This is a genomic window from Corynebacterium sp. Marseille-P3884, from assembly GCF_017942225.1.
Lineage (GTDB): Bacteria > Actinomycetota > Actinomycetes > Mycobacteriales > Mycobacteriaceae > Corynebacterium.
Genome location: NZ_JAGKSD010000021.1, coordinates 16,227 through 37,559 on the forward strand (window position 1 = coordinate 16,227; position 21,333 = coordinate 37,559).

Here is a 21,333-nt window from a genome sequence, read left to right on the forward strand (position 1 = left end):
TTAGGAAATGGCAGACATGATCGGGTCCATGGCGAAGAACACCACGAAGAGCGCGGAGATCAGCCACATCAACCAGTGCACGTCCTTCGCCTTGCCGGCGAAGACAGAGAACAGTGCGAAGGTGATGAAGCCGATGCCGATGCCGTCGGCGATGGAGTACGTGAACGGCATAGCCACGATGGTGAGGAAGGACGGCAGAGCGATGTGGAACTTAGTCCAGTCGATCTCGCTGACCTGCATCATCATGAGGGCACCGACGATGACCAGCACTGGTGCGGCGGCCTCGATCGGCACGATCTCGTAGAGCGGGGTGAAAAACATCGCGGCGAGGAAGAGCAGGCCGGTGACGATATTGGCCAGGCCGGTACGCGCGCCGTCGGCGATGCCCGCAGACGAGTCGACGAAGACCGTGGCGGACGACGCGGAGCCCGCGCCGCCGACGACAGCGCCGAGGCCCTCGACAACGAGCGCCTTCTTCATCTCCGGCAGCTCGCCTTTCTCATCGGTCAGGCCAGCCTGGCGGCCGAGCGCGGTCATCGTGCCCATGGCGTCGAAGAAGTTGGCCAGCACCAGGGTGAACACCAGCAGGGATGCGGTGACGACACCGATATTGGTGAAGGCGCCGACAATGTCGACTGCACCGACGATGGAGAGGTCCGGGATGCCGCCGAAGGAGTCCGGCAGGCTCGGCACGGCGAGGTTCCAGCCGGTCGGACCGTTATCGGCCGCGGAGCCGGCGCCGGTGACAGCTTCCACAATCAGGGCGATGATCGTGTTGATCACGATGCCGATGAACAGGCCGCCCGGGATCTGGCGGGAAACCATGAAGCCACAGATGAACAGACCGAGAATGAACACGAGCGTCGGCCACGACGCAATGGAGCCGTTGATACCCAGCTGGACTGGGACCGTGGTCATCGCCGCGTCAGGGATGCGGCGGACGAAGCCGGCGTCGACGAAGCCGATCAGGGAGATGAACATGCCGATGCCCACGCCGATCGCGGCCTTCATCGACGGCGGGATCGCACGGAAGACGGCAGTGCGGAAGCCGGAGATGGCCAGCAACACGATGATGATGCCGTCGACGACCACCAGGCCCATCGCCTGCGCCCAGGTCAGTCCCTCCATGCCCACCAGCGTGACGGCGACGAGCGTGTTAAGGCCCAAGCCGGCGGCGATGCCGAACGGGTAATTGGCGATGGCGCCGAACAAGATACACATCACACCGGCCACCAATGCCGTTGCGGCAGCGACCTGCGGGATGCCCAGCACGGTGCCCGCGGAATCCTCACTCGTACCCAGGATCAGCGGGTTGAGCAGGACGATATACGCCATGGCGAAGAATGTGACCACGCCGGCGCGCACCTCGCGGCCCACCGAGGAGCCACGCTCAGAAATGTGGAAGAAACGGTCGAGGCCGGAGATCTCCCCCGCCTCATTGGGTGTCTCGGTCACTTTTGTGGAGCCGGACGGATTCGTGGTGTCACTCACTGTGATTCCCCTGACGTTTGCATGTCAATAACGGCAATAGCGTCCCACTCACAGCGCGAAAATCAAAATGGTGCGGACGGGGAATCGGGCAGAACTGGAACTAATACAGGGGTTTTTCGTCGTCGAAAAGCGCACTGCTCGGCGTGACGTCCTCGCTGTCGACCTTGGTCTCGGAGTGCGCTCCGCAGCCGTACACGGCGGAAACAACGTGGCCGTCCGCGGAGTACTCATTGGCGCAGATGCCGAAATTCTTGCCCACTGGTTCCGCCGCCGGGATATAGAACGCGCAGGTCTTGCACTGCAGCGCCGCCTGGGAGGCATGGTCCGAATTGGGCCCGAATTCGCCGCGCCTCCACCGCTGCTTCGCCGCCTTCAACCCCGTGGTGGTCAGGTACTGCTTCGTCTCCCGTCCGATGAAGACCACTGCGTCTTTGGAGAAGGAGTCATCGGTCAGGCGCTCGTCGTCCGGAGCCGGCTCCATGAGATCGCCCGGGCCGAGGTCGCCGGGGCGAAGACGCTCGGTGTACGGCACCCAGTCCGGGGCCTGCAACGCATCGCCCGACGGCGCAGGCACGAGCGCGACCTCGTTGACAGTGATGTAGTCGGAGCCAGTCGCGCATGCGAGGACCGCATTCCATTCCCATCCCGAATAGCCGGGCACGTCCGCCTCGAAGCGGTGGGTGGCTACATTCGCGCTCAGTCCGACAACACCGATGTGGTCGCCGACTGCGCCTTGGTCGAGCTCGAGCAACGCTTCGCGCGCGGTCGTCACCGCTTTGTCGCCGAGCAGCGGTCCTGCTTTCTTGTCGTTTCTTCTCCGGGGCACGCACCCCATTATGGCTGACACTGTTGCAAGATAGACCCTATGGTCCAATTCCCCCACGCCGCCGCGTTGCTGTCGTCCATCTCCGCCGTGTCCGCGGTCGCCCTTCTCGTCGGGTGCAGCGCCGAGGGCAGCTCGACGGCTGCGCAGCAGAAAACGGAAGGCACGGAGATGCTCACCGTCTCCATCAACGAGACGCTCCCCTTCGACGACTCAAGCTTCACCCAGGGCCTCGAAGTCGCGCCGGACGGCACGCTGTACGTCGCCACCGGCATGAACGGCGAATCGCGCATCTACCGCACCACAACCGAGGGCAAAGAGCTAGCCAGCCAGGATCTCGCGCCGGAATTCTTCGGCGAAGGCATCACGCGCGTCGGCGACCACTTGTGGCAATTGACCTGGCAGAGCAACACCGCGATCAAGCGCGACGCAGAGACGCTCGACGAGCTCGAGCGCACTTCCTTCGAGGGCGAAGGGTGGGGCCTGTGCCACCGCCAGGACGCAGGGGAGGTGATCTTCTCTGACGGAACGGCCGAATTGCGGCGCATGGATCCGGACACGCTCACCGAGCGCGAGCGCTTCACCGTCACCCGCGACGGTCAGCCGCTCGAGGGCATCAACGAGCTCGAGTGCGTCGGCGACGATATTTACGCCAATATTTTCACCACGACGGACATCGTGCGCATCGACGCGAAGACAGGAAAGGTCGAGGCGCTTATCGACGCCTCCGGCCTCCCCAACAACGCCTCCCCCGACCCGAACCATGTGTTGAACGGGATCGCCCATATCCCAGACAGCGACAATGAGTTCTTCCTCACGGGCAAACGCTGGCCTGACATGTACCGGGTCACCTTCGAACCGAAATAGGGGCGCTTGCCTACCTGCCGGTTAGACTGCTTAGTCATGGTCGAAAGCAAGGCAGGAACGTCGAAGACCACGTGGACACCCGCGTGGACGGTCACAGCAATCACTGTCGCGGTGATCGCCATTGTCGCTGGCCTCTATTTTTTCCTGAACTGGCAGGAGAACCGCCCCGCCACCCCACCAGCTGAGCTCGAGGTCGCGGCCACGACTGACGGGGCCGATAACGAGCAGGAGGTCTCCTCCACCCCGTTCAGCGTCTGCGAATTCGGCGCCGAGTGCCCGGAAGGCGAAGTCACCCGGATCAGCGCCGAGGGCGCTGAGAATATCCGTCTCACCGTGCCCGACGAAGTCTCTCAGCAGCAATGGACGGTGCTCAGCATTTACGACGACCCGGCCGCGAATACTGAGCGCACCTTCACACCGGGCGAAGCCACCGAAGTGGATATTCCCGTGACCACCCAGCATGACGGCAACGACACCAATCTCGTTGTCATGGAAGTCTCTGCCCTGCTCATCGGTGCAGACGATAAAGGCGAAGAAACCCCCGTCATGGCCACATGGGCGTTCACGACGGAGGCTGAATAAGAACGAGTTTTAAAGCTCTACGCTTAGGCGTCGAGCTCCTTGGCCACTGCGCGGAGAATCTCCGCGATCTGGCGGGACTCCTTGCGCTCCGGGTAGCGGCCTGCGTCGAGCGCCGGCTGCACCTGAGTCTCAAGCATGGACATCACATCTGCGAGCATGCTGCCCAGCTCCTCCGGCTTGCGGCGGTGCACCGGGCGGCGGCGCGGCTCGTCGAGCACCTTCACGCGCAGCGCCTGCGGCCCGCGACGCCCTGCGGCGAAATCGAATTCGATTCGCTGTCCCGGGAAGAGCTCGTCGACGCCGTCGGGCAGCACGTTCTTGCCCACGTAGACGTCCTCGTCCCCTGGGTTAGAAGCGAAGCCGAAGCCCTTCTCGGCATCGAACCACTTCACTTTTCCTACTGGCATGCGCGATCACCACCGATAATCGAAAGAATTCAAAGAGTTCAGTGTAGCGCGACGGCCCCCAACCGCCTAGTCGCCCGATCGGCGACACGCCAATGGTAACGATTGTGCGGTACGTCACGAAAACACCTTTTTTGCAGGTGAAGGCCCCCAAGCTCCAGATCCTGCGAGTCACACTTTTCACATGCATCACAAATCGTGCCGAGAACGTGACTCAATCGTTATAAACGGTTACAGTTCTTGCCATGCCCCTAGACGGGCGTGACCTTTAACGATGCCAGCCACGTTCAGTTTTGTCCGGCTGGCATGAAAACCGATGAAAGTACACAAGTACATAGGACAAAAGCGGGGGACCCACCCAGCACCGCACGAAGAACGCGCGTGCACCGCGGAAGAAATCCGCTTGGGGTGAAGCCGCCGACGATGCGGCCAGGTGTGTGAAAGACCTCAGCCTGAACCCGACAGCTCACCTCGCAGACGTACAACAAGAGAGGAAACAGCCCAACATGGGACGTCACAGCAAGCAGAACCGTAACCTGACCACCAAGGCCGTCGCTGGCGCTACCGCTGCCCTGGCCACCACCGCCCTGATCAGCCCGATCGCTTCCGCTGCCCCGGATTCCGACTGGGACCGTCTCGCACAGTGCGAGGCTGGCGGCAACTGGCACATCAACACCGGCAACGGCTACTACGGCGGCCTGCAGTTCAACGCAGGCACCTGGCGTGCTTACGGCGGCGGCGAGTTCGCTGCCCTGCCGCACCAGGCAACCCGCGAGCAGCAGATCGCTGTCGCTGAGCGCACCCTCGCCGGCCAGGGCTGGGGCGCATGGCCGGCATGCTCCGCTCGCCTGGGCCTGCGTTCCGCTCCGACCCCGCGCAACGTCTCCGCTAACAAGCCGGCACCGAAGCCGAAGCCGGCTGCTGCTCCGAAGCCGAAGCCTGCCCCGAAGCCGGCCGCTAAGAAGAGCACCGAGCTCGAGGTCGACGCGGTGTACACCTCCATCACCCGCGAGCTGAACAACCGCGGCATCGCCGTCCCGGCGCGCGTCACCGCAACCTACAAGGCCAACCGCAACGACTACAACGCGTTCTACCTGGCTAACAAGACCCTGATCGACGCTGTTCTCGCTGGCGACACCCAGGGCATCGCTTCCGCGGCCCAGGCCAATTTCAACGACTACGTCTCCGGCCTGCAGCAGCAGTACGCCGCCCGCTAATCAGATTTAGCGCGCCGACACTAAAGAGCGCCCGCCCCGCTTTGGGGCGAGCGCTCTTTTTCTATGCAGAATCAGCCTTATTCCGCGGCGCCTTTCACCACGGTGATCTGCCAACCGGCATTCTGGTTCTGCACGAAGTCCTTCACGCCGTGGCCGTTGTCGGCGGCCCACTGCGGGATGGATTCAGTTGCCTGGGTGCAGTCGAAGTCGATGATGAGCTCTTCGCCGGAGTTGAGCTCCGACATCGCCTGCTTTGCCTCGATGAGCGGGAACGGGCAGACATCGCCGAGGGTGTCGAGGATGTAGCGGCCCTCCCCCAGCGGACGCGCCGTGGTGTCCTGCTTCGGCTTCGTCTTCAGACCGACACCGCTGGACGCGGAGACGATATTGAACTTCGGCGCCTCCTCGACCTCGGACTGGCGGGGCTCAACGCCCGCGAGCTGCGGCTCGCTAATGGATTCATCGGTGGTGTACACGCCAGAATCCTGGGCAGCACCCTGCTTCACCCCGGACGGCTTCAGCCACAGCTTCGCACCGACGAAGACACCGAGGGCGATGAACGCCATTGCGACCCAGCCCTGGTAGCTGAACAGGGAGGTCTGCACCATTCCGTTGCCGACGGTGCAGCCGCCGGCCAGGGATGCGCCGACACCCATGCCGATACCACCGATAATCGCGCGGACGGACGTGCGGCCGTCAGGAACGCGGATACGGAATTCGCCGGCGACCTTCGCGGCGATGTAGGAGCCGACAAGGATGCCCAGGACCAGCAGGGTGCCCCAGTTGAGGAATTTCCCTTCACCGGTGGTGATGTAGCTCATCAGGTGAGCCGACGGAGTGGTGATGCCCAGGCCGTCGTTGCGGCCGGTCGCCGCGGACAGCGGCCATGCCAGGACGCCGAGCAGACCGACGACAGCACCAGCGGTATACGGGTGCAGCGGCTTGCGGTACCACGGCTGCTCCAGAGTCACCTTCGGCTTTGCGGCATCACGGGCAAGGTAGCGCTGCGCAATGAAAGCGGTCGCGAGCGCGAACGGGATCGCAAACCACCAGGCTGACACGCCTAGGGTCTGCGGCAGTGTCGTCCACCCGGTGTCCCATTCCTTCAGCTTGTCATTGAAGCCCGACAGGAAGCCGCTCTTCATCGCGGCGGCGGACAGGCCGTAAAACAACAACGCGAACCACGAGCCGACCAGACCTTCGCCGGAGCGGTACCACGTACCCGATGCGCAGCCGCCGGCGAGAATGATCGCCAACCCGAAGATGAAGCCGCCGAGCGCCACAGCGAGCGGCGCGAAGGTGCGGTACTCCGGCGTAATGACGCCCAGCGATGTGAGCGCCGCGAGGCCGATCGCGTGGACAGCGATAACGATGAAGAACGCGACGAGACCGCGGCCCTGCTTTTGCAGGAAGACATCGCGCAGCATGCCCGTCACGCAGAATCGGCCGCGCTGCATGACGATGCCGAGCGCCGCGCCGACCGCCAAGCCGGTCAGAATCATGGGAACCTCCAGTGCTTCAATTAAGCCGTTAAAAACACTGGGGAGTCTACAATCTATGAACCAGTTAGTCTATAAATCATTCACCAGTAACAAACCGATCAGTCTATTCGTATTAGCAAAATAAAACCGCGCAACGCCTCCCTATAGAAGCGTTACGCGGCGAAAAGCTACAGCGAATTACTGCGCGGTGTTGATGCGCAGCGTGTTGTGCACGTAGCCGGTCTCCTCCCACGGACGGGGCAGGACCGTGTCATTGCCGAAGGGGCTGTTCGCACCCGTGAGCTTGGAGGAAATCTCCGTCACCGGGTGGCCATTACCCGGGGTGTGCGCAGGCCACGCCGGGTTGATCTGGGTGATGTTCTCGAGGTCTTTAGCCATAAGGCCTATTCTTTCACGTCAGCGCCCAAAACGCACGTAAACTCACCCCCGCAATGAATTCCTTCACCCGTTCGCTCACCACACTCGACGACGCCGCGCTGCGCCGCCTCATCGACGCACGCCCCGACGCGTTCTTTCCTGCGCCTCCACAGGTCGCCTCGCTCGCTACGCGCCTTGCGCTTCCCGGGTCGATTGCACGAGCTTTACGACGCCTCACCGCCCCCGACCTGGCACTTCTCGAACGTCTCGCTGATGCCGGGGCGGAATTCAACCCATATGACGCCACCGCGCATGCCGGTGATGGGAAGCTCGATAACCTTCGCGCCCACGCGCTCGTCTTCGGCGACGACAATGAGCTCCGCATCGCACCGGGGGTACTCAGCGCTGTCCCCGCCGGCTGGCGCGTGACCGATCCGGTGCCGGAGAACCTCGACGAGCTCATGGCAGATATCTCCTCCCCCGAACGCAAGGTGCTGGAAACACTCGCCACCAACGGCGGCGTGGGCACCACGAAGGCTGCTGCACCGGATGCGGCCCCGGATACGCCCATCGCCACGCTCATCGCGAAGGGTCTGCTCGTCCGCGTCGACTCCAATACGGTCCGTCTCCCCCGCCCCGTCCGCGACGTGCTCCGCGGCCACCCGGCCCGGACGTTCCCGATGTCAGAGCCACCTGTGCCTGAGATCGATCAGGACACAGTAGACACCGCCGCCGCGACGCAGGGGCTGGATGCTGTCCGGCAGCTCCGCCAGTTGATCACTTCGCTGTTATCGGAGCCCATCGCACTGAACAAAGACGGCAGCGTGGGAGTGCGCGCCCAAGCGAACTTACGCAAAGAGCTCGGCTTCGACCCAGCGCTCTTGATCACCATCGGCGAGTCCGCGGGACTGATCGGCCGCGGCAATGTCGACGACACCGATGTCCTCGCCGCCACGAAGGACGCCCTCACATGGCTGGACGCAACCCTGCCCGACCAATGGGCGATCCTGCTCGCCGGATGGGCCGCCTCCCCGTGGCGGACTGATGAAGACGAAAAGCTCCTCTCCCCAGACATGCACTCCCCCGACACCCGCGGGGCGCGCCTGACGATCCTGCGCCATCACGGCGACACCGAGCGTCTCTTCTATTTCGCTCCCCTGCCAGCCTCGCAATTGCCGCCGTCCTTCATCAACACCACCATCCACGAAGCCCACTTCGTGGGCGCGCTCGATTCGACTCCTGCAGCATCGACACCGCTGGCGGCGCTTCTCGACGGCGCCGATATCGCTGCCGCGACCCGCGAACTCGTGCCCACCCCGGTGGACACTCTCATCGCGCAGGCCGACATGACGGTGCTCGCACCCGGCCCACTCGAACCGGAAATGGGCGCATTCCTCGAACGCATCGCGGACCTTGAATCTCCCGGCGTGGCCAGCGTCTGGCGCATCACCGACGCGTCCGTGCGCCGCGGCCTCGATGCGGGGCTTACAGCAGAGGAAATCCACGCCTGGCTGAATGACCATGTCATGGGCGAGGTTCCCCAGGGCATTGCATTCCTCATCGACGACACCGCCCGCACCCACGGTTCCATCCGGGCGGGGTCTGCGATGAGCTATCTCCGCAGCGCGGACCCTGCGCTCATCACGACGGCGGCGGAAAAACTCAGCGGAATCATCCGCCCCCTGGCACCGACCGTCGCAGTGTCCCAGCTACCTTTACCTAAACTCATGGAGGCTCTTCGCAAGGCGGGCCTGCAGCCCACCGCAGAAGACGAAACGGGCGCGCAGCTGAACATGGCGCCCGAGCCAGCGCTGGTTCCCGCTACTCCTTCTCACCTACCGCGGCCGACCGCGGTCACCGACGAGCAGGCCGAACAGATTATCGCGCGCCTGCGCTCGGAGAGCACCAGCGCGGAGCCCGCGCCGCCGGCCGCCGGGGACACCATCGAGACACTGCGCGCCGCCGCGCGCGGCAAGCGCCAGGTCACGCTGGGCTACGTGGATAAGAACGGCCGCGGGAAGACACTCACCGCCTGGCCTTTGTCGGTATCTGCCGGGCAGGTCGACGCGCATGTTCCGGCCACCGACTCGGTGGTGCGCATCGCTTTGCCGCGCATCACCAAAGTCGTGATGGCCTAGCGGCTGACCCGCTCGAGCACCTCCAGCACGTGCTCGTAGTCTTTGCCGGTGGCGGCAGTCAACCCCAGCTCGCACGTGCGGTTGGAAGACGCGTGGCATTGGGAGTCGAATTCGGCGACTTCCTCCGCCTCGCGCTTGGTGGCAGCGCGAGTGAGCTCCGGGTGCAACATGCCGCGGTCGCCGGCGTAGCCGCAGCAGTTCCACTCCGGCGGCACGTTGACCTCGTCGGCGGCGGCAGCGGCGACTTGGGAGAGGCCGTCGATAAGCGAAAGGTGCGTCGCAGAGCACGTCGGGTGCAGCGTGATCGAATCGACCTTCTTTGCAACTTCGAGCTTGTCCACCACCTTGTCGCGCACGAATGCAACTGCATCGATGACAGTGATGCCGATGGTCTCAGCCATGTCCTGGAAGCCGTGGGTGCAGCTGGTGGCATCAACGATGACTGGCAGACGGCCGCCGTCGGTAGCGGCGATGAGCTCGTCGTTCACGCGGCGCTGCATGATATCGTGGCCGGTCGCCATGCCTTTCGACGCCCACGGGGTGCCACAGCACATCCCGTCGATACCGTCGGGCACGACGAGGGAGAGCCCGGCGCGCTCAACCAGTTTCGCGAATGCGGCGGATGCGCCAATGCCCTCGCCCTGCGGACCGAACATGGAGTTCACGCAGGCAGGAACGAATACGCCGACGGGTTCGGCGTTCGGGTCGCCGATGCGCGTGCCGAAGGCCTTGGAACGGGAAGTACCTCCCTTGGTCAGCTCCGGGCGGTACGACGGCACGGTGTCCTCGCCGACGAGCGCGCGGGCGACATCAGTGACCTTCTCCACCAGCGATGCGGGCAGGTAATGCGCGCCGGTCAGTGCGGTGGAGGCGAGTTTATTGCCCGGTCCCCATGCCTTCGCGGCGGCCGCCCAGCCAGCCGATTCGACCGCGCCGGCCTGGCCGCGACGCAGTGACTTGATGAACTTGCCGGTGTCGATACCCACCGGGCACGCAGTCACGCACATAGAGTCGACGGCGCAGGTATCGATGCCCTCGTACTGGTACTCGGCGTCAATGTGCTTGACCAGCTCGGTATTGCCTTCCTGGATCGCCTTCGCGCGGGCGCGGCGAACAACGATGCGCTGGCGCGGCGTCATGGTGAGATCGCGCGAGGGACACACCGGTTCGCAGTAGCCGCATTCCACGCACGAGTCGATCTCGTCTTCGACCAGCGGGTTGAGCTTGAAATTCTTCATGTGCTCGCGGTCGTCGTCGGTGATGATCACGCCCGGGTTCATCACCCCGCGCGGGTCGGCAGCGTGCTTGAGCTCCACCATGACCTCGTAGAGCTCATCGCCGTACTGGCGGCGCACATACGGCGCCATGACACGGCCGGTGCCGTGCTCGGCCTTGAGGTTTCCTCCCGCGCCGAGCACGAGATCCACCATCGCCTCATTGAACCCGTCGTAGCGGCCCAAGTTCTCATCGCCCTCGAAACGGTCCGTAATGAGGAAGTGGATATTGCCGTCCTTGGCATGACCGAAGATGACGGCATCGTCGTAGGAGTATTCGTCAAACAGCCCCTGCAGCCCGCCGCAGGTGTCGGCCAGGTCCTCGACCGGCACGGCGATGTCCTCGAGAAGTGCCGTCGTGCCGGACGGGCGCGCCTCCGCGACTTGGGCGTAGAGGCCCTTGCGGAAGGCCCACGCCTTCGCCGCTTGTTTCGGGTCGGTGGAGAATTCCGCAGGCGTGGCCAGATCCAGCTCGCCCAAGAGCTTCGCGCCGGCACGCTCGTACTCGCGCAGCTGCTCTTCTTCGTTCGCGTGGTACTCGATCAGCAGCGCCGCGTGCTGGTCCAGCTCGAAGCCGGTGATCTGTTCCGGCACGGAGTCAAAGCCGCGGCCGACGGCAATGGAGCGGGAATCCATCAGCTCGAGCGTGGCCGCCTTCGAATCGAATAACGCGGGCAGCGAACGGGTCGCGGCGTCGATCGTCGGGTACACCGCGATCGTGGTGGTCTTCAGCTTCGGCACCTCGACCGTGCGCAGCACCGCCTCAGCGATGAACGCGAGCGTGCCCTCGGACGCGACGAGCAGGTGCGTGAAAATCTCCAGCGGCGACTCGTAGTCGAGGAACGCGTTGAGCGAGTAACCCATCGTGTTCTTCAGCGCGAAGTGCTGCTCGATCTTCTTCACGGATTCCGCGTTGCCGCGCACGCGGCGCTTCAATTGCTCGAGCTTATCGACGAGCCCCGGTTCCTCCCGTTTGAACTGCGCCTCCGCATCCGCATGCGCGGTGTCAATGACGGTGCCGGACGGCAGCACGAACGTCAGGGATTCAAGGGTGTTGTAGGTGTTGTACAGCGTGCCGCACGCCATGCCGGAGGAGTTGTTGGAGATCACGCCGCCCAAGGTCGCCGCACCTTCGGAAGCAGGATCGGGGCCGAGCTTCCGGCCGTACGGTGCGAGGTGCGCATTGACCTGGCGCACCGTCGAACCGGGCTGCACCCGCACGCGTTTACCGGCATCGAGAACCTCGACGCCGCGGAAGTGCTTGCGGACGTCGACAAGCATGCCCCCTCCCCCGGCCTGCCCGGACAGCGACGTGCCGCCCGCACGCAGCACGACCGGCGTGCCGGAGGAGATCGACGCGCGGAAGGCTGCGGCGACGTCGCTGGCGTTGCGCGCCTCCGCCACCACCTGCGGGGTGTAGAGGAAGTGCGAGGCATCGTGCGCGTATTTGATGCGATCGATCTGGCGGGTGGAAATCGTCTGGTCGGAGCCTAATTCGCGGACCAGGTGCGCGGCTGGGGAGGTGATTGTTGCAGTCATAGTCTCATGCTATCCCGATCGAGTGCTCCAAACTTTTTCCGCTCTCCCCATTGACAGATTGTTGCGTTTATACAACACTTAATTGTGTGGCAGCACGAAAACAACCGAAGAGTCCGATTCACAATCGGGTTCGCGTCTTGAGGACGGAGCGCGACATGTCGCGAAACCAACTCGCCGAGCTCATCGACGTGAACCCGCAGACCATCGGCGCTTTGGAGCGCGGCGACCACTCCCCCAGCCTCGACCTCGCCTTCCGCGTCTGCGAGGTATTCGACCTCCCCGTCGAGGCCGTGTTCTCCCGCACCGAATTCGCCCCTATGTCGAAGGAGCTGTACCCGAAATGAAACGCCTCGACCGCGAGAGAAAAACGAAGACTCTGATCTTTGTTTTCTTTTTCTTCATGCTCGCTTTCATCGTCTGCACCGCTCTCCAGCCGATACTGCGCCAATGGTGGCTGTCCACCCTATCGATTACTTTCGTCGTGATCAGCATGATCGCGTGGGCGCAGATCAGAGCGGAGAACGGAAACGCCGACAGTGTCCCAGAAGACCAGCTCGACGAGTACGAGCGCAGCGTGCTGGACACCTGGCGCAAGCGCGCGATGAAGGTGTTCGCCCTGCTCAACGGAATCGGCGGCTTCACCTTCATGCTTCTCGGCGAGCGGCTTGACACACCGGGCAGCACGGCCCTCTTAGCCGCCGGTTATTTCATGCTGTTCACTTTCCTTATCGTCTACCCACTGCCCATGATCGGCTACGCCATCACCTTCAACCGCAAGGAGGACTGAAAATGACCACTCTTGACATTAGAGACCTGCACAAACGCTTCGGCGATACCCAGGCGCTGGACGGGATGAGCTTCTCCGTCGGCGACGGTGAGCTCTACGGCTTCGTCGGCTCCAACGGCGCCGGCAAGTCCACCACCATGCGCATCGCGCTCGGCGTGCTCGAGGCCGATTCCGGCGAAGTCCTCCTCGACGGCACCCCGCTTGACGACGCCACGCGACGCCGCATCGGCTACATGCCGGAAGAGCGCGGTCTCTACGGCAAGGAGAAAGTCCTCGACCAACTGGTCTTTTTGGCTCAGCTCCACGGTGTGGACAAGGCCGCCGCGAAAAAGCGCGGCGAGGAGCTCCTGGGTGAGCTCGGGCTCGGTGAACGCACGAACGACAAGCTTGACGATCTCTCGCTGGGCAACCAGCAGCGCGTCCAGCTCGCCGCCAGCTTGATCCACGACCCGGACATCCTCATCCTCGACGAGCCGTTCTCCGGCCTCGACCCCGTCGCTGTGGACGTCATGAGCACCATGCTCACCGACCACGCCCGCAATGGTGTCCCCGTCGTTTTCTCATCGCACCAGCTCGACCTCGTCCAGCGCCTGTGCGACCGCGTCGGCATCGTCACCCGCGGCCGCATGGTCGCCGAAGGCACCGTCGACGAGCTCCGCACCCACGGCCCTGTCCGCTACAAAGTCGGCACCACGGCCCGCGGATGGTTCCCGGAGGGCACGACGCTTATCGACGACGCCCCGGACCACGTCATCCTCGAGACCTCTTCCACCGGCAACGATCAGCACATCCTCCGCGCGGCCCTCGCCGCCGGCGATGTCCATGAATTCACCCGCGTTGTCCCCGACCTGACCGACCTGTTCAAGGAGGTTGTGAAGTAATGACCACGAGCACCTATTCCCCGCTCCACACCGTCCTCACCACCGCTAAGCGCGAGATCCAGATCCTCTTCAGCAAGAAATCCGTGATCATCACCTTGCTGATCATGATGCTCGCCATCATCGGCTTGATCGGTTTCGCAGCCTGGCAGAAAGACAAGAGCGACTCTAAGGATCCCACCACTGTCGCCGTCGTCGGCGTTGAAAGCCAGACTTTTGAAGGCACCACCTTCGAACCGCGCGAAGCCGCCGACCGCGCTGAAGCTGAGCAGCTCGTGCGCGACGGTGAGGTGGACACCGCACTCGTTGTCGAAGGCGACACCTGGCAGGTCATCAGCGACGGCTTCCCCAAACCCGAAGTTGTCGCCGACGTTAACGGCACCGCCGACGGAGTCGCTCAAACCACCGCGTTAGAAAAGCTCGGGATCTCGCCGGAAGAATTCGCAGCTGCCAGCCCGAATGTTGAGGTCGTGCCGGTGGACATCGCCGATTTGGACGCTGGCAAGGACGATGCCGAGTCTGAGCAGGACTTCATCAAACTACTCACTACGTTCGTACTGTTGATGGCCATCGTCTTCATGGTGATCACATTCGCCGCGCAGGTGGGCAGCCGCGTGACGGAGGAAAAATCCTCCCGCGTTGTCGAGCTCGTCCTCGCCGCGGTGCGCCCGCTCGACTTCCTCGCGGGCAAGATTCTGGGCAACCTCGTCTTCGGTTTCGTGTCCACAGCCGTCCTCGTCGCCGCCGCTGGGATCAGCCTGAAGGTGACGGGGCTGCTAAAGGATGTCGACATCGCATGGTCGATTCTTCCCATCATGCTCCTCTCATACGTCCTGGCCATGCTCTTCTTCGGAGGGCTTTACGCCGCCGCCGGCGCGATGGTGCAGCGTACTGAGGACCTCCAGTCCACTCAGATGCCAGTCCTGCTGTTGATCATCGCCAGCGCCTATATCCCCGCCTTCGGGTGGATGAACACCGGAGCGACCTGGATGCAGGTAGCTAGCTGGATCCCGCCGGTGTCGATTTTCGCTGCACCGCTGTCCTACGCAGCCGGCGATTTCACCGCACTCCAGCTCGCAGGTTCGCTGGCCATCGCCACCATCGCGACCCTCGCGGTCATCTGGGTCACCGCACGCATCTACCGCCGTTCCATCCTGAATAACGGCAAGACCACCAAGTGGTCGGAGGCGCTGAAGGGCTAACCCTCCTCCACCTTGACGTCAAAGACAGAATGAAGCCGGGTCCCATTCGGGGCCCGGCTTCTCGTCTGCCAACAATTACTTGGAGGCTGTCTCCGGCTGAGTCGCAGCCTCGTCCTTCGGCTGCGGCGTCTTTCCACGGTTGATCGCCTCGCCGAGAGCACCAGCGATGGACGCTTCGCCGCACAGGCCCGGGATGAACAGGACGATGGAGCCGACGAGGGTGCCAAGCAGCGCGCCCAGCGGACCGCGGTTATCGGCCACGAACGTGGCGGCATCCCGCTCGCGGCCTCACCTCAAGCGGCCGCCTGGGCCCTTTCCGCGCACCTTAGAGATGTCGCGACGGATCCATTTTTTGATGGAGCACGCGGATCACTTCGATGCGACCACCAAAATCTCTATAGAAAATTTTGTGTTTCCCTGCGCCCTTCATCCGGTAGCCAGGCCTGACCCCCTCCAGCGACCTCCCCATCTTTGGGCTTCCAGAAAGTTGCTCGAAAGTCGCCAAAATCTGCCCCACGTATTGTTCTGCCCTCAACGTCCCCCATTCTGCGGCGGTGTAGCGCCAAATCTCCTCGAGATCTAGCTCCGCTTCGCTACTAAGCAGATACCTCATGCTGGTTTTTCATTCGTGCGATGAATGATTCCGGATCGAAATCCTTCACGAATCCACTTCGTTCGCCCTTCTCCAACTCCGTATTCAGCGCCGCAAAGAGCCGTTCGCGTTCCTCGACTAGTCGGAGGCCCTCCCTCAGAACCTCGCTGGCCGAGGCATATCTCCCCTCTTCCAGCAGTTCGGCAATGAACTTATCGTAGCGCTCCCCGAGGACGACAGAAGTATTCTTAGCAGGCATGCCATTACCTTACCATTTCTTGGTACTCACCCTTCCGAAGTTCGACTCTCTCGACCTCGGCAGGCATAATCGCCCCATGCCTTTAGGTGACGGCCCGCTCATTGTTCAGTCCGACAAGACTGTCCTCCTCGATGTCGCGCACCCCGAAGCGGGGGCGGCGCGCGCGGCATTGGCGCCGTACGCGGAGCTCGAGCGCGCGCCAGAGCACGTCCACACCTACCGGATCACTCCTCTAGCGCTGTGGAATGCGCGGGCAGCGGGCTTCGATGCGGAGCAGGCCGTGGACGTCCTCGAGCGCTACTCCCGGTTCCCCGTCCCCCAGGCCCTGCTGATTGATGTCGCCGAGACGATGGCGCGCTACGGCCGGGTCCGCCTGCTCAAGCACCCGGCACATGGCCTCATTCTCGAGGCGGACGACGCCGCGATCCTCACCGAGATCACCCGCAACAAGAAGATTCAGCCCATGGTGGGCGCGCTTATCGACGACACCACCGCCCCCGTCCACCCCTCCGAACGTGGCCGGATCAAGCAGGAGTTGACCAAACTCGGCTGGCCTGTGGACGACCGCGCCGGCTACGTCGACGGCGAATCTCACCCAATCCAGCTCACCGCCGGATTGGACGGAGCGGACAGATGGGAGCTGCGCGATTATCAGCAATACGCCACAGAGTCATTCTGGGAGGGCGGTTCCGGCGTGGTCGTGCTGCCCTGCGGCGCCGGCAAGACCATCGTCGGTGCGGCTTCCATGGCGCAGGCCCAGACCACAACGCTGATCCTGGTCACCAACACCGTCGCTGGCCGGCAGTGGCGCGATGAGCTGCTCCGCCGCACGACCCTGACCCCCGAGGAAATCGGCGAGTATTCCGGCGAGCGCAAGGAGATCCGCCCCGTCACCATCGCCACGTACCAGGTGATCACACGCAAGACGAAGGGCGAGTACAAGGCACTCGAGCTCTTCGATTCCCGCGACTGGGGGCTGATCATCTACGACGAGGTGCACCTGTTGCCCGCCCCCGTCTTCCGCATGGCCGCGGACCTCCAGTCGCGCCGCCGCCTCGGCCTGACCGCGACCCTCGTGCGCGAGGACCACCGCGAAGACGATGTCTTTTCCCTGATCGGCCCGAAGCGCTATGACGCCCCGTGGAAAGAGCTCGAAATGGCCGGCTATATCGCCACCGCCGAATGCGTCGAAGTCCGCACCACGCTCACCGAAGACGAGCGCATGATGTATGCCACCGCGGAGACCCGGGAGCGCTACCGCATCGCGGCATGCAGTGAGGGGAAGCTGGCTGTCGTCGATAAGCTTCTTGCCCAACATTCCGGGCAGCAAACGTTGATCATCGGCGCCTTCATCGAGCAGCTCGAGGACATCGCCGCGCGCACGGGTGCCCCGCTTATCGACGGAAAAACCTCCACCAAGAAACGCGAAACCACCTTCGACGCGTTCCGGAACGGTGAAATCCAGACTCTCGTTGTGTCGAAGGTGGCTAATTTCTCCATTGACCTGCCGGAAGCCGCGGTGGGGATACAGGTGTCCGGGACATTCGGATCGCGCCAGGAAGAAGCCCAGCGCCTCGGACGGCTGCTGCGCCCGAAAGCCGATGGTGCGGAAGCGCTGTTCTACACCGTCGTCGCACGCGACACCCTCGATGCCGAGTACGCGATGCACCGCCAGCGTTTCCTGGCCGAACAGGGCTACGCCTACCGGCTGGTGGACGCAGCGGACCTCTAAACTGTGAGGTTATGAATCGCTTTCACTTCGACGTTGATGAAACTTTCGCCAAAAAGCACAACGAGATGCTGCGCGATACGCGCAAGGTGACCATCTCGGGCATCAGCTTGTTCGTCATCTGCGTCGTCGCGGCCGTGCTGCTGTGGACGCTCACCCCCGATAACTCCGCGTGGGGGTGGTTCGGCGTGATCGGGCTCGTCCCGTTCGGCATCGTGATGCTCATCGTCGGTCTCATGGTCCCCCGTTCCGTCGGCGGCGCACAGGAACTCTACGACCGCTACCCGCTCGCCCCCGCCGTCATCGCCGAGGTCAACCCGCGCGATGTGGTGCTCATGGCGCTGGTCAACATCAACGTTGACGAGACCCTCCCGCCTAAGTACGCGGCGGCCCTGCGCACGGTCTCCTCCATCCCCGGCATCGACGAGCCGAAGGTGGGCACCAAAGTGCCGTCAGTCGCCGTCGGCGGCCGCCGCACCACACGTGACAAGGATCACTGGCAAGAGGTGACCCCGATGCCGATCGCATGGGCCACGCCTGACCGCGACGTCGTTAAGCAAGCGCGCGCCGCAATCCCGCAGGAACAGTGGCACAAGCTGGACAAAGCGCGAGCCAAGCTTGACGACGTCAAAGCGACCCCCATGAACCTGCTCCCCCTCTAAAAGAAACCTGTACGGAAGTTCACTGTTGCGTTAAAGTTCCGCAACTATTATTTAACCCGGTGAAGGCACTGTGGGAAGGGAAAGTAATCACACACTGCCGAAGGGTTTCACCGTGCAATCTAAATCCACATCTTTCAAGTTGCTCGCCGTGTTGACTGGCACGACGGTCGTCTTGGCTGCGTGCTCGCCGAATAACGAGAACGCATCCGACACCGACACCGCCGCCACCACCACCACGAACACCGAGACTGAGTCGAAGGAAGTCGACCCGGTCTACGGTGAAAAGAACGGCCTCGACCTGATTGAACTGCAGGATGACAAGCCTGAGGTCGCCGAGGTTCAGGTCGACAACAAGCCGGACCGTATCGCCATGAACATCACGGAAGACCCCGCGACCGAGATGGCGTTCAACTGGTACACCAAGGACGCCCTGGACGATTCCATGCTCCGCGTCTCCGACCAGGAAGACATGTCCGGCGCAATGGAATTCCCGGCAGAGACCACCGAGGTCACCAGCCGCTACGCTGAGCGCGACAAGGACGGCTACTACATCTACGCCTCCGCCGACACCGATGAGGACGGCAAGTTCATCCTCAATGACGAGGGCAAGCCGGAGGAGATCAAGGGCTACTTCACCGACGAGCAGATCACCCGCGAGAACACCAAGTGGACCTCCGAGGGCCCGAAGCTCGGCTTCCTCGAGCTGCAGGATGTGAAGGAGAACACCAACAAGAGCAAGGCCACCGGTCTCGAGCCGGGCAAGAAGTACTACTTCCAGGTCGGCTCCGAATCTGAGGGCTTCTCCGAGACCGGCACCTTCACCACTTCCGATCCGGACAAGGACGAGGTGCAGTTCATCCACTACACCGATACCCAGAACGCTTACTGGAACGCCAACGTGAACAACGAGGCGGCCTACGGCGCTAACACGCTGGAGAAGGCGATGGAGGTCGCGCCTGACGCCACCTTCGCTGTCCACACCGGCGACTTCGTCGAGACCGCGGCTGTCGAGGACGAGTGGGTCGACAACCTCAACATGTCCCGCAAGGCGAACATGAACCTGCCGCACGCCTACACCTCCGGCAACCACGACGAGTACAACCTCCTGTGGGAGGACGGCAAGGACCTCACCGCCTTCAACGAGCACACCAACGCTCCGGTCACCGACGGCGCCATTGACGGCGGCTCCTACTACTCCTACGACCACTCCGGTGTCCACTTCGTTGTCCTGAACACCAACGACAACAAGGAGTCCGAGGACAACCCGGATCAGGGCGCCATCGGCAAGAAGCAGATGGAGTGGGCCAAGCAGGACATCACCGCCGCCCGCGAGGCCGGTGCCAAGTGGATCGTTCTGACCTACCACAAGCCGGTTTACTCCGCGTCCTACCACGCACTGCAGGACAAGGATGTCCAGGTCACCCGTGAGGAGTTCGTCAAGATCGCCGACGAGCTCGGCGTCGACGTTGTGCTCCAGGGCCACGACCACAACCTGACCCGCACCAAGTCCCTCGTCTACACCCCGGACAACTTCTCCTACGGCGAGGTCGAGGACACCAAGAAGGAAGAGATCGACGGCGTCGAGCACCACGTGAACCCGGAGGGTGTCACCTACATCATTCCGAACACCTCTGGCACCAAGGCGTACGACGCGATCTACAAGAAGGGCGTCGACCACGTCCACAAGGTCCGTCCGAAGCTGGACTGGATGACCGAGGAAGACGTCGATCTCTGGAACGGCCTGTACGACGTTGCTGAGCAGCCGCAGGACTCCCCGAAGTTCGAGCACAAGCACGAGAACTACCGCCAGTCTACGGTTCAGTGCTTCGCGGTCTACACCGTCACCGACGAGACCTTCAAGATCGACTTCTACAAGGTCAAGGGCGATCTGCACAAGGGCGAGGAGCGCACGGTCGAGCTCTACAACTCCTACGGCATTGTGAAGAAGTAACTGTCTACTTCTAAAACACAAGAAGGCCAGTCCCCGTTCGGGGCTGGCCTTTCGTCATGCGTGCGGTTCTAAATGAATTGGCGGATCAGCGCGTAAAGAGCAACGACAACGATGAGGCCCTTCAAGAACTTGTTAGAGAGCCGCTTCGCGATACGGGAACCGACCAGACCGCCAATCAACCCGCCGGCAGCCAAAATGGCCACTCCGATCCACAGCACCTCTGCACCAAAGAAAAGAAAGGCGATCAAGTAGACGAGAGCGGCGACGGAGTTCACGATCATGGACAAGAAGTTCTTGACCGGGTTCACGTCTTTGAATGGGTGGCCCGTGCCCACGCCCATGATCGCCATGTAGAGCACGCCCTGCGCCGCAGTGAAGAAGCCGCCATACATAGACGCCAAACCCATCGCGCCGACGAGGCCGGAACGCTTGTAGGGTGCGCCGACAGTCCCGTCGCCACCGTCCTCCCCCACGACCTGAGTCTTGGAAAACGCTTTCACGAACCGCTGCTGGAAAATCACGAGGAGCAAGGCGACCACGATCAAGATCGGGATGACCCAATCCAACGCCGAGGACGGGGTGAACAGGAGCAGCAACGAGCCGGCAGCCGAACCAATAATGGTGGCGACAATCAGCGGGCCAAGGAACGGCAGCTCCTTCTTCGTCTCGTGACGGAAACCCCACGCTGACCCGAACGACGCGAACATCATGCCGATCGTGTTGGTACGCACCGCGACCCCCGGCGGTACGCCGATCGCCAGCAGTACAGGCAGGGTAAGCAGAGACCCAGAACCGACAGCGGAGTTGATAATGCCGGCCATGATGCCCATGGCGAACAGCAGCAGCCCGGATAGAACGGTCATCTCGTGAAACTCCTGGAATCCTGAAGTAGAAGAAATACAAAAAGCGGCGCCCCTTGAGGAGTCTATCCTCGAAGGGCGCCGCCTGAATTAAGTTTTTGGTCGGCGGTAACTTACTCTCCCACACCCTCCCGAGTGCAGTACCATCAGCGCGGGTGGGCTTAGCTTCCGGGTTCGGAATGGGACCGGGCGTTTCCCCACCGCTATCAACCACCGACA

21 protein-coding genes, 1 rRNA gene and 1 riboswitch are annotated in these 21,333 nt (G+C 62.9%); of the genes, 11 read left to right on the top strand and 11 right to left on the bottom strand.

Features of this window, described 5'->3' with window-relative positions:
* A complete protein-coding gene (locus J5Y21_RS10810) occupies positions 1 to 1,455 on the bottom strand; it encodes an NCS2 family permease (RefSeq protein WP_210575714.1) in 1,455 nt (484 codons plus the stop codon).
* Positions 1,456 to 1,591: 136 nt separating this feature from the next.
* A complete protein-coding gene (locus J5Y21_RS10815) occupies positions 1,592 to 2,317 on the bottom strand; it encodes a DUF3027 domain-containing protein (RefSeq protein ID WP_296144762.1) in 726 nt (241 codons plus the stop codon).
* A gap of 39 nt (positions 2,318 to 2,356) precedes the next feature.
* Between J5Y21_RS10815 and J5Y21_RS10820 the strand changes: the two genes are divergently transcribed.
* Both J5Y21_RS10820 and J5Y21_RS10825 read left to right on the top strand, forming a co-directional pair.
* Complete coding sequence (locus J5Y21_RS10820) at positions 2,357 to 3,181, top strand: glutaminyl-peptide cyclotransferase (RefSeq protein ID WP_210575644.1); 825 nt, start codon at positions 2,357 to 2,359, stop codon at positions 3,179 to 3,181.
* A gap of 36 nt (positions 3,182 to 3,217) precedes the next feature.
* Entirely contained in the window at positions 3,218 to 3,763 is a 546-nt protein-coding gene (locus tag J5Y21_RS10825; RefSeq protein ID WP_210575651.1) for a DUF2771 domain-containing protein, read from the top strand.
* Positions 3,764 to 3,786: 23 nt separating this feature from the next.
* Here the strand turns inward: J5Y21_RS10825 and J5Y21_RS10830 are convergent, their stop codons facing one another.
* Entirely contained in the window at positions 3,787 to 4,170 is a 384-nt protein-coding gene (locus tag J5Y21_RS10830) for a cold-shock protein (RefSeq protein WP_210575652.1), read from the bottom strand.
* 301 nt (positions 4,171 to 4,471) lie between these two features.
* A riboswitch (cyclic di-AMP (ydaO/yuaA leader) is annotated at positions 4,472 to 4,663 on the top strand.
* Positions 4,664 to 4,673: 10 nt separating this feature from the next.
* On the opposite strand from J5Y21_RS10830, the gene J5Y21_RS10835 reads away from it, so the two are divergent.
* Entirely contained in the window at positions 4,674 to 5,384 is a 711-nt protein-coding gene (locus J5Y21_RS10835) for a resuscitation-promoting factor Rpf1 domain-containing protein (protein WP_210575655.1), read from the top strand.
* Positions 5,385 to 5,461: 77 nt separating this feature from the next.
* Here J5Y21_RS10835 and J5Y21_RS10840 read toward each other — a convergent pair whose 3' ends face one another.
* Together J5Y21_RS10840 and J5Y21_RS10845 are read right to left on the bottom strand one after the other, a co-directional pair.
* Entirely contained in the window at positions 5,462 to 6,886 is a 1,425-nt protein-coding gene (locus J5Y21_RS10840) for a YeeE/YedE thiosulfate transporter family protein (RefSeq protein WP_210575657.1), read from the bottom strand.
* 177 nt (positions 6,887 to 7,063) lie between these two features.
* Positions 7,064 to 7,264: a hypothetical protein gene (locus tag J5Y21_RS10845; protein ID WP_210575659.1), complete on the bottom strand. Its 201-nt coding sequence runs from the start codon at positions 7,262 to 7,264 to the stop codon at positions 7,064 to 7,066.
* Between the two features lie 53 nt (positions 7,265 to 7,317).
* On the opposite strand from J5Y21_RS10845, the gene J5Y21_RS10850 reads away from it, so the two are divergent.
* Complete coding sequence (locus tag J5Y21_RS10850) at positions 7,318 to 9,381, top strand: helicase-associated domain-containing protein (protein ID WP_210575660.1); 2,064 nt, start codon at positions 7,318 to 7,320, stop codon at positions 9,379 to 9,381.
* Here J5Y21_RS10850 and J5Y21_RS10855 read toward each other — a convergent pair.
* Positions 9,378 to 12,194 (bottom strand): FAD-binding and (Fe-S)-binding domain-containing protein, encoded by a 2,817-nt coding sequence (locus tag J5Y21_RS10855; protein WP_210575663.1) that lies wholly within the window; start codon positions 12,192 to 12,194, stop codon positions 9,378 to 9,380. The two genes, J5Y21_RS10850 and J5Y21_RS10855, sit on opposite strands and share 4 nt — an antisense overlap.
* A gap of 86 nt (positions 12,195 to 12,280) precedes the next feature.
* Between J5Y21_RS10855 and J5Y21_RS10860 the strand changes: the two genes are divergently transcribed.
* From J5Y21_RS10860 to J5Y21_RS10875, 4 genes are read left to right on the top strand one after another with little or no spacing between them, the layout of a single operon-like run.
* Complete coding sequence (locus tag J5Y21_RS10860) at positions 12,281 to 12,538, top strand: helix-turn-helix transcriptional regulator (RefSeq protein ID WP_210575664.1); 258 nt, start codon at positions 12,281 to 12,283, stop codon at positions 12,536 to 12,538.
* Positions 12,535 to 12,981: a hypothetical protein gene (locus tag J5Y21_RS10865; RefSeq protein ID WP_210575666.1), complete on the top strand. Its 447-nt coding sequence runs from the start codon at positions 12,535 to 12,537 to the stop codon at positions 12,979 to 12,981. Before J5Y21_RS10860 ends, J5Y21_RS10865 begins: the two co-directional genes overlap by 4 nt.
* Before the next feature lie 2 nt (positions 12,982 to 12,983).
* Positions 12,984 to 13,862, top strand: a complete 879-nt coding sequence (locus tag J5Y21_RS10870; protein ID WP_210575668.1) for an ATP-binding cassette domain-containing protein — start codon at positions 12,984 to 12,986, stop codon at positions 13,860 to 13,862.
* On the top strand, positions 13,862 to 15,061 hold the full coding sequence (locus tag J5Y21_RS10875; protein WP_210575670.1) for an ABC transporter permease: 1,200 nt from the start codon (positions 13,862 to 13,864) through the stop codon (positions 15,059 to 15,061). Before J5Y21_RS10870 ends, J5Y21_RS10875 begins: the two co-directional genes overlap by 1 nt.
* A gap of 75 nt (positions 15,062 to 15,136) precedes the next feature.
* On the opposite strand, the gene J5Y21_RS10880 is transcribed toward J5Y21_RS10875, so the two are convergent.
* The 3 genes from J5Y21_RS10880 to J5Y21_RS10890 all read right to left on the bottom strand — a co-directional run bounded on the left by J5Y21_RS10880 (position 15,137) and on the right by J5Y21_RS10890 (position 15,912).
* Positions 15,137 to 15,322: a hypothetical protein gene (locus J5Y21_RS10880; protein WP_210575677.1), complete on the bottom strand. Its 186-nt coding sequence runs from the start codon at positions 15,320 to 15,322 to the stop codon at positions 15,137 to 15,139.
* Positions 15,323 to 15,386: 64 nt separating this feature from the next.
* Complete coding sequence (locus J5Y21_RS10885) at positions 15,387 to 15,674, bottom strand: type II toxin-antitoxin system RelE/ParE family toxin (RefSeq protein WP_210575679.1); 288 nt, start codon at positions 15,672 to 15,674, stop codon at positions 15,387 to 15,389.
* On the bottom strand, positions 15,658 to 15,912 hold the full coding sequence (locus tag J5Y21_RS10890; RefSeq protein ID WP_210575687.1) for a type II toxin-antitoxin system ParD family antitoxin: 255 nt from the start codon (positions 15,910 to 15,912) through the stop codon (positions 15,658 to 15,660). Before J5Y21_RS10890 ends, J5Y21_RS10885 begins: the two co-directional genes overlap by 17 nt.
* 76 nt (positions 15,913 to 15,988) lie before the next feature.
* Between J5Y21_RS10890 and J5Y21_RS10895 the strand changes: the two genes are divergently transcribed.
* The 3 genes from J5Y21_RS10895 to J5Y21_RS10905 all read left to right on the top strand — a co-directional run bounded on the left by J5Y21_RS10895 (position 15,989) and on the right by J5Y21_RS10905 (position 20,254).
* A complete protein-coding gene (locus tag J5Y21_RS10895) occupies positions 15,989 to 17,644 on the top strand; it encodes a DNA repair helicase XPB (RefSeq protein WP_210575689.1) in 1,656 nt (551 codons plus the stop codon).
* A gap of 11 nt (positions 17,645 to 17,655) precedes the next feature.
* Positions 17,656 to 18,303 carry a DUF3239 domain-containing protein gene (locus tag J5Y21_RS10900; RefSeq protein ID WP_210575692.1) on the top strand — a complete coding sequence of 216 codons (648 nt, stop codon included), beginning with the start codon at positions 17,656 to 17,658 and terminating at the stop codon, positions 18,301 to 18,303.
* Between the two features lie 112 nt (positions 18,304 to 18,415).
* On the top strand, positions 18,416 to 20,254 hold the full coding sequence (locus J5Y21_RS10905) for a metallophosphoesterase family protein (RefSeq protein WP_210575700.1): 1,839 nt from the start codon (positions 18,416 to 18,418) through the stop codon (positions 20,252 to 20,254).
* A 68-nt stretch (positions 20,255 to 20,322) separates the two neighbouring features.
* On the opposite strand, the gene J5Y21_RS10910 is transcribed toward J5Y21_RS10905, so the two are convergent.
* Both J5Y21_RS10910 and rrf read right to left on the bottom strand, forming a co-directional pair.
* Positions 20,323 to 21,117, bottom strand: coding sequence for a sulfite exporter TauE/SafE family protein (locus tag J5Y21_RS10910; protein ID WP_210575707.1), 795 nt, complete (start codon positions 21,115 to 21,117; stop codon positions 20,323 to 20,325).
* 97 nt (positions 21,118 to 21,214) lie between these two features.
* Positions 21,215 to 21,332: ribosomal RNA gene (gene rrf, locus J5Y21_RS10915) — 5S ribosomal RNA — on the bottom strand.
* Between the last annotated feature and the right edge of the window lies 1 nt (position 21,333).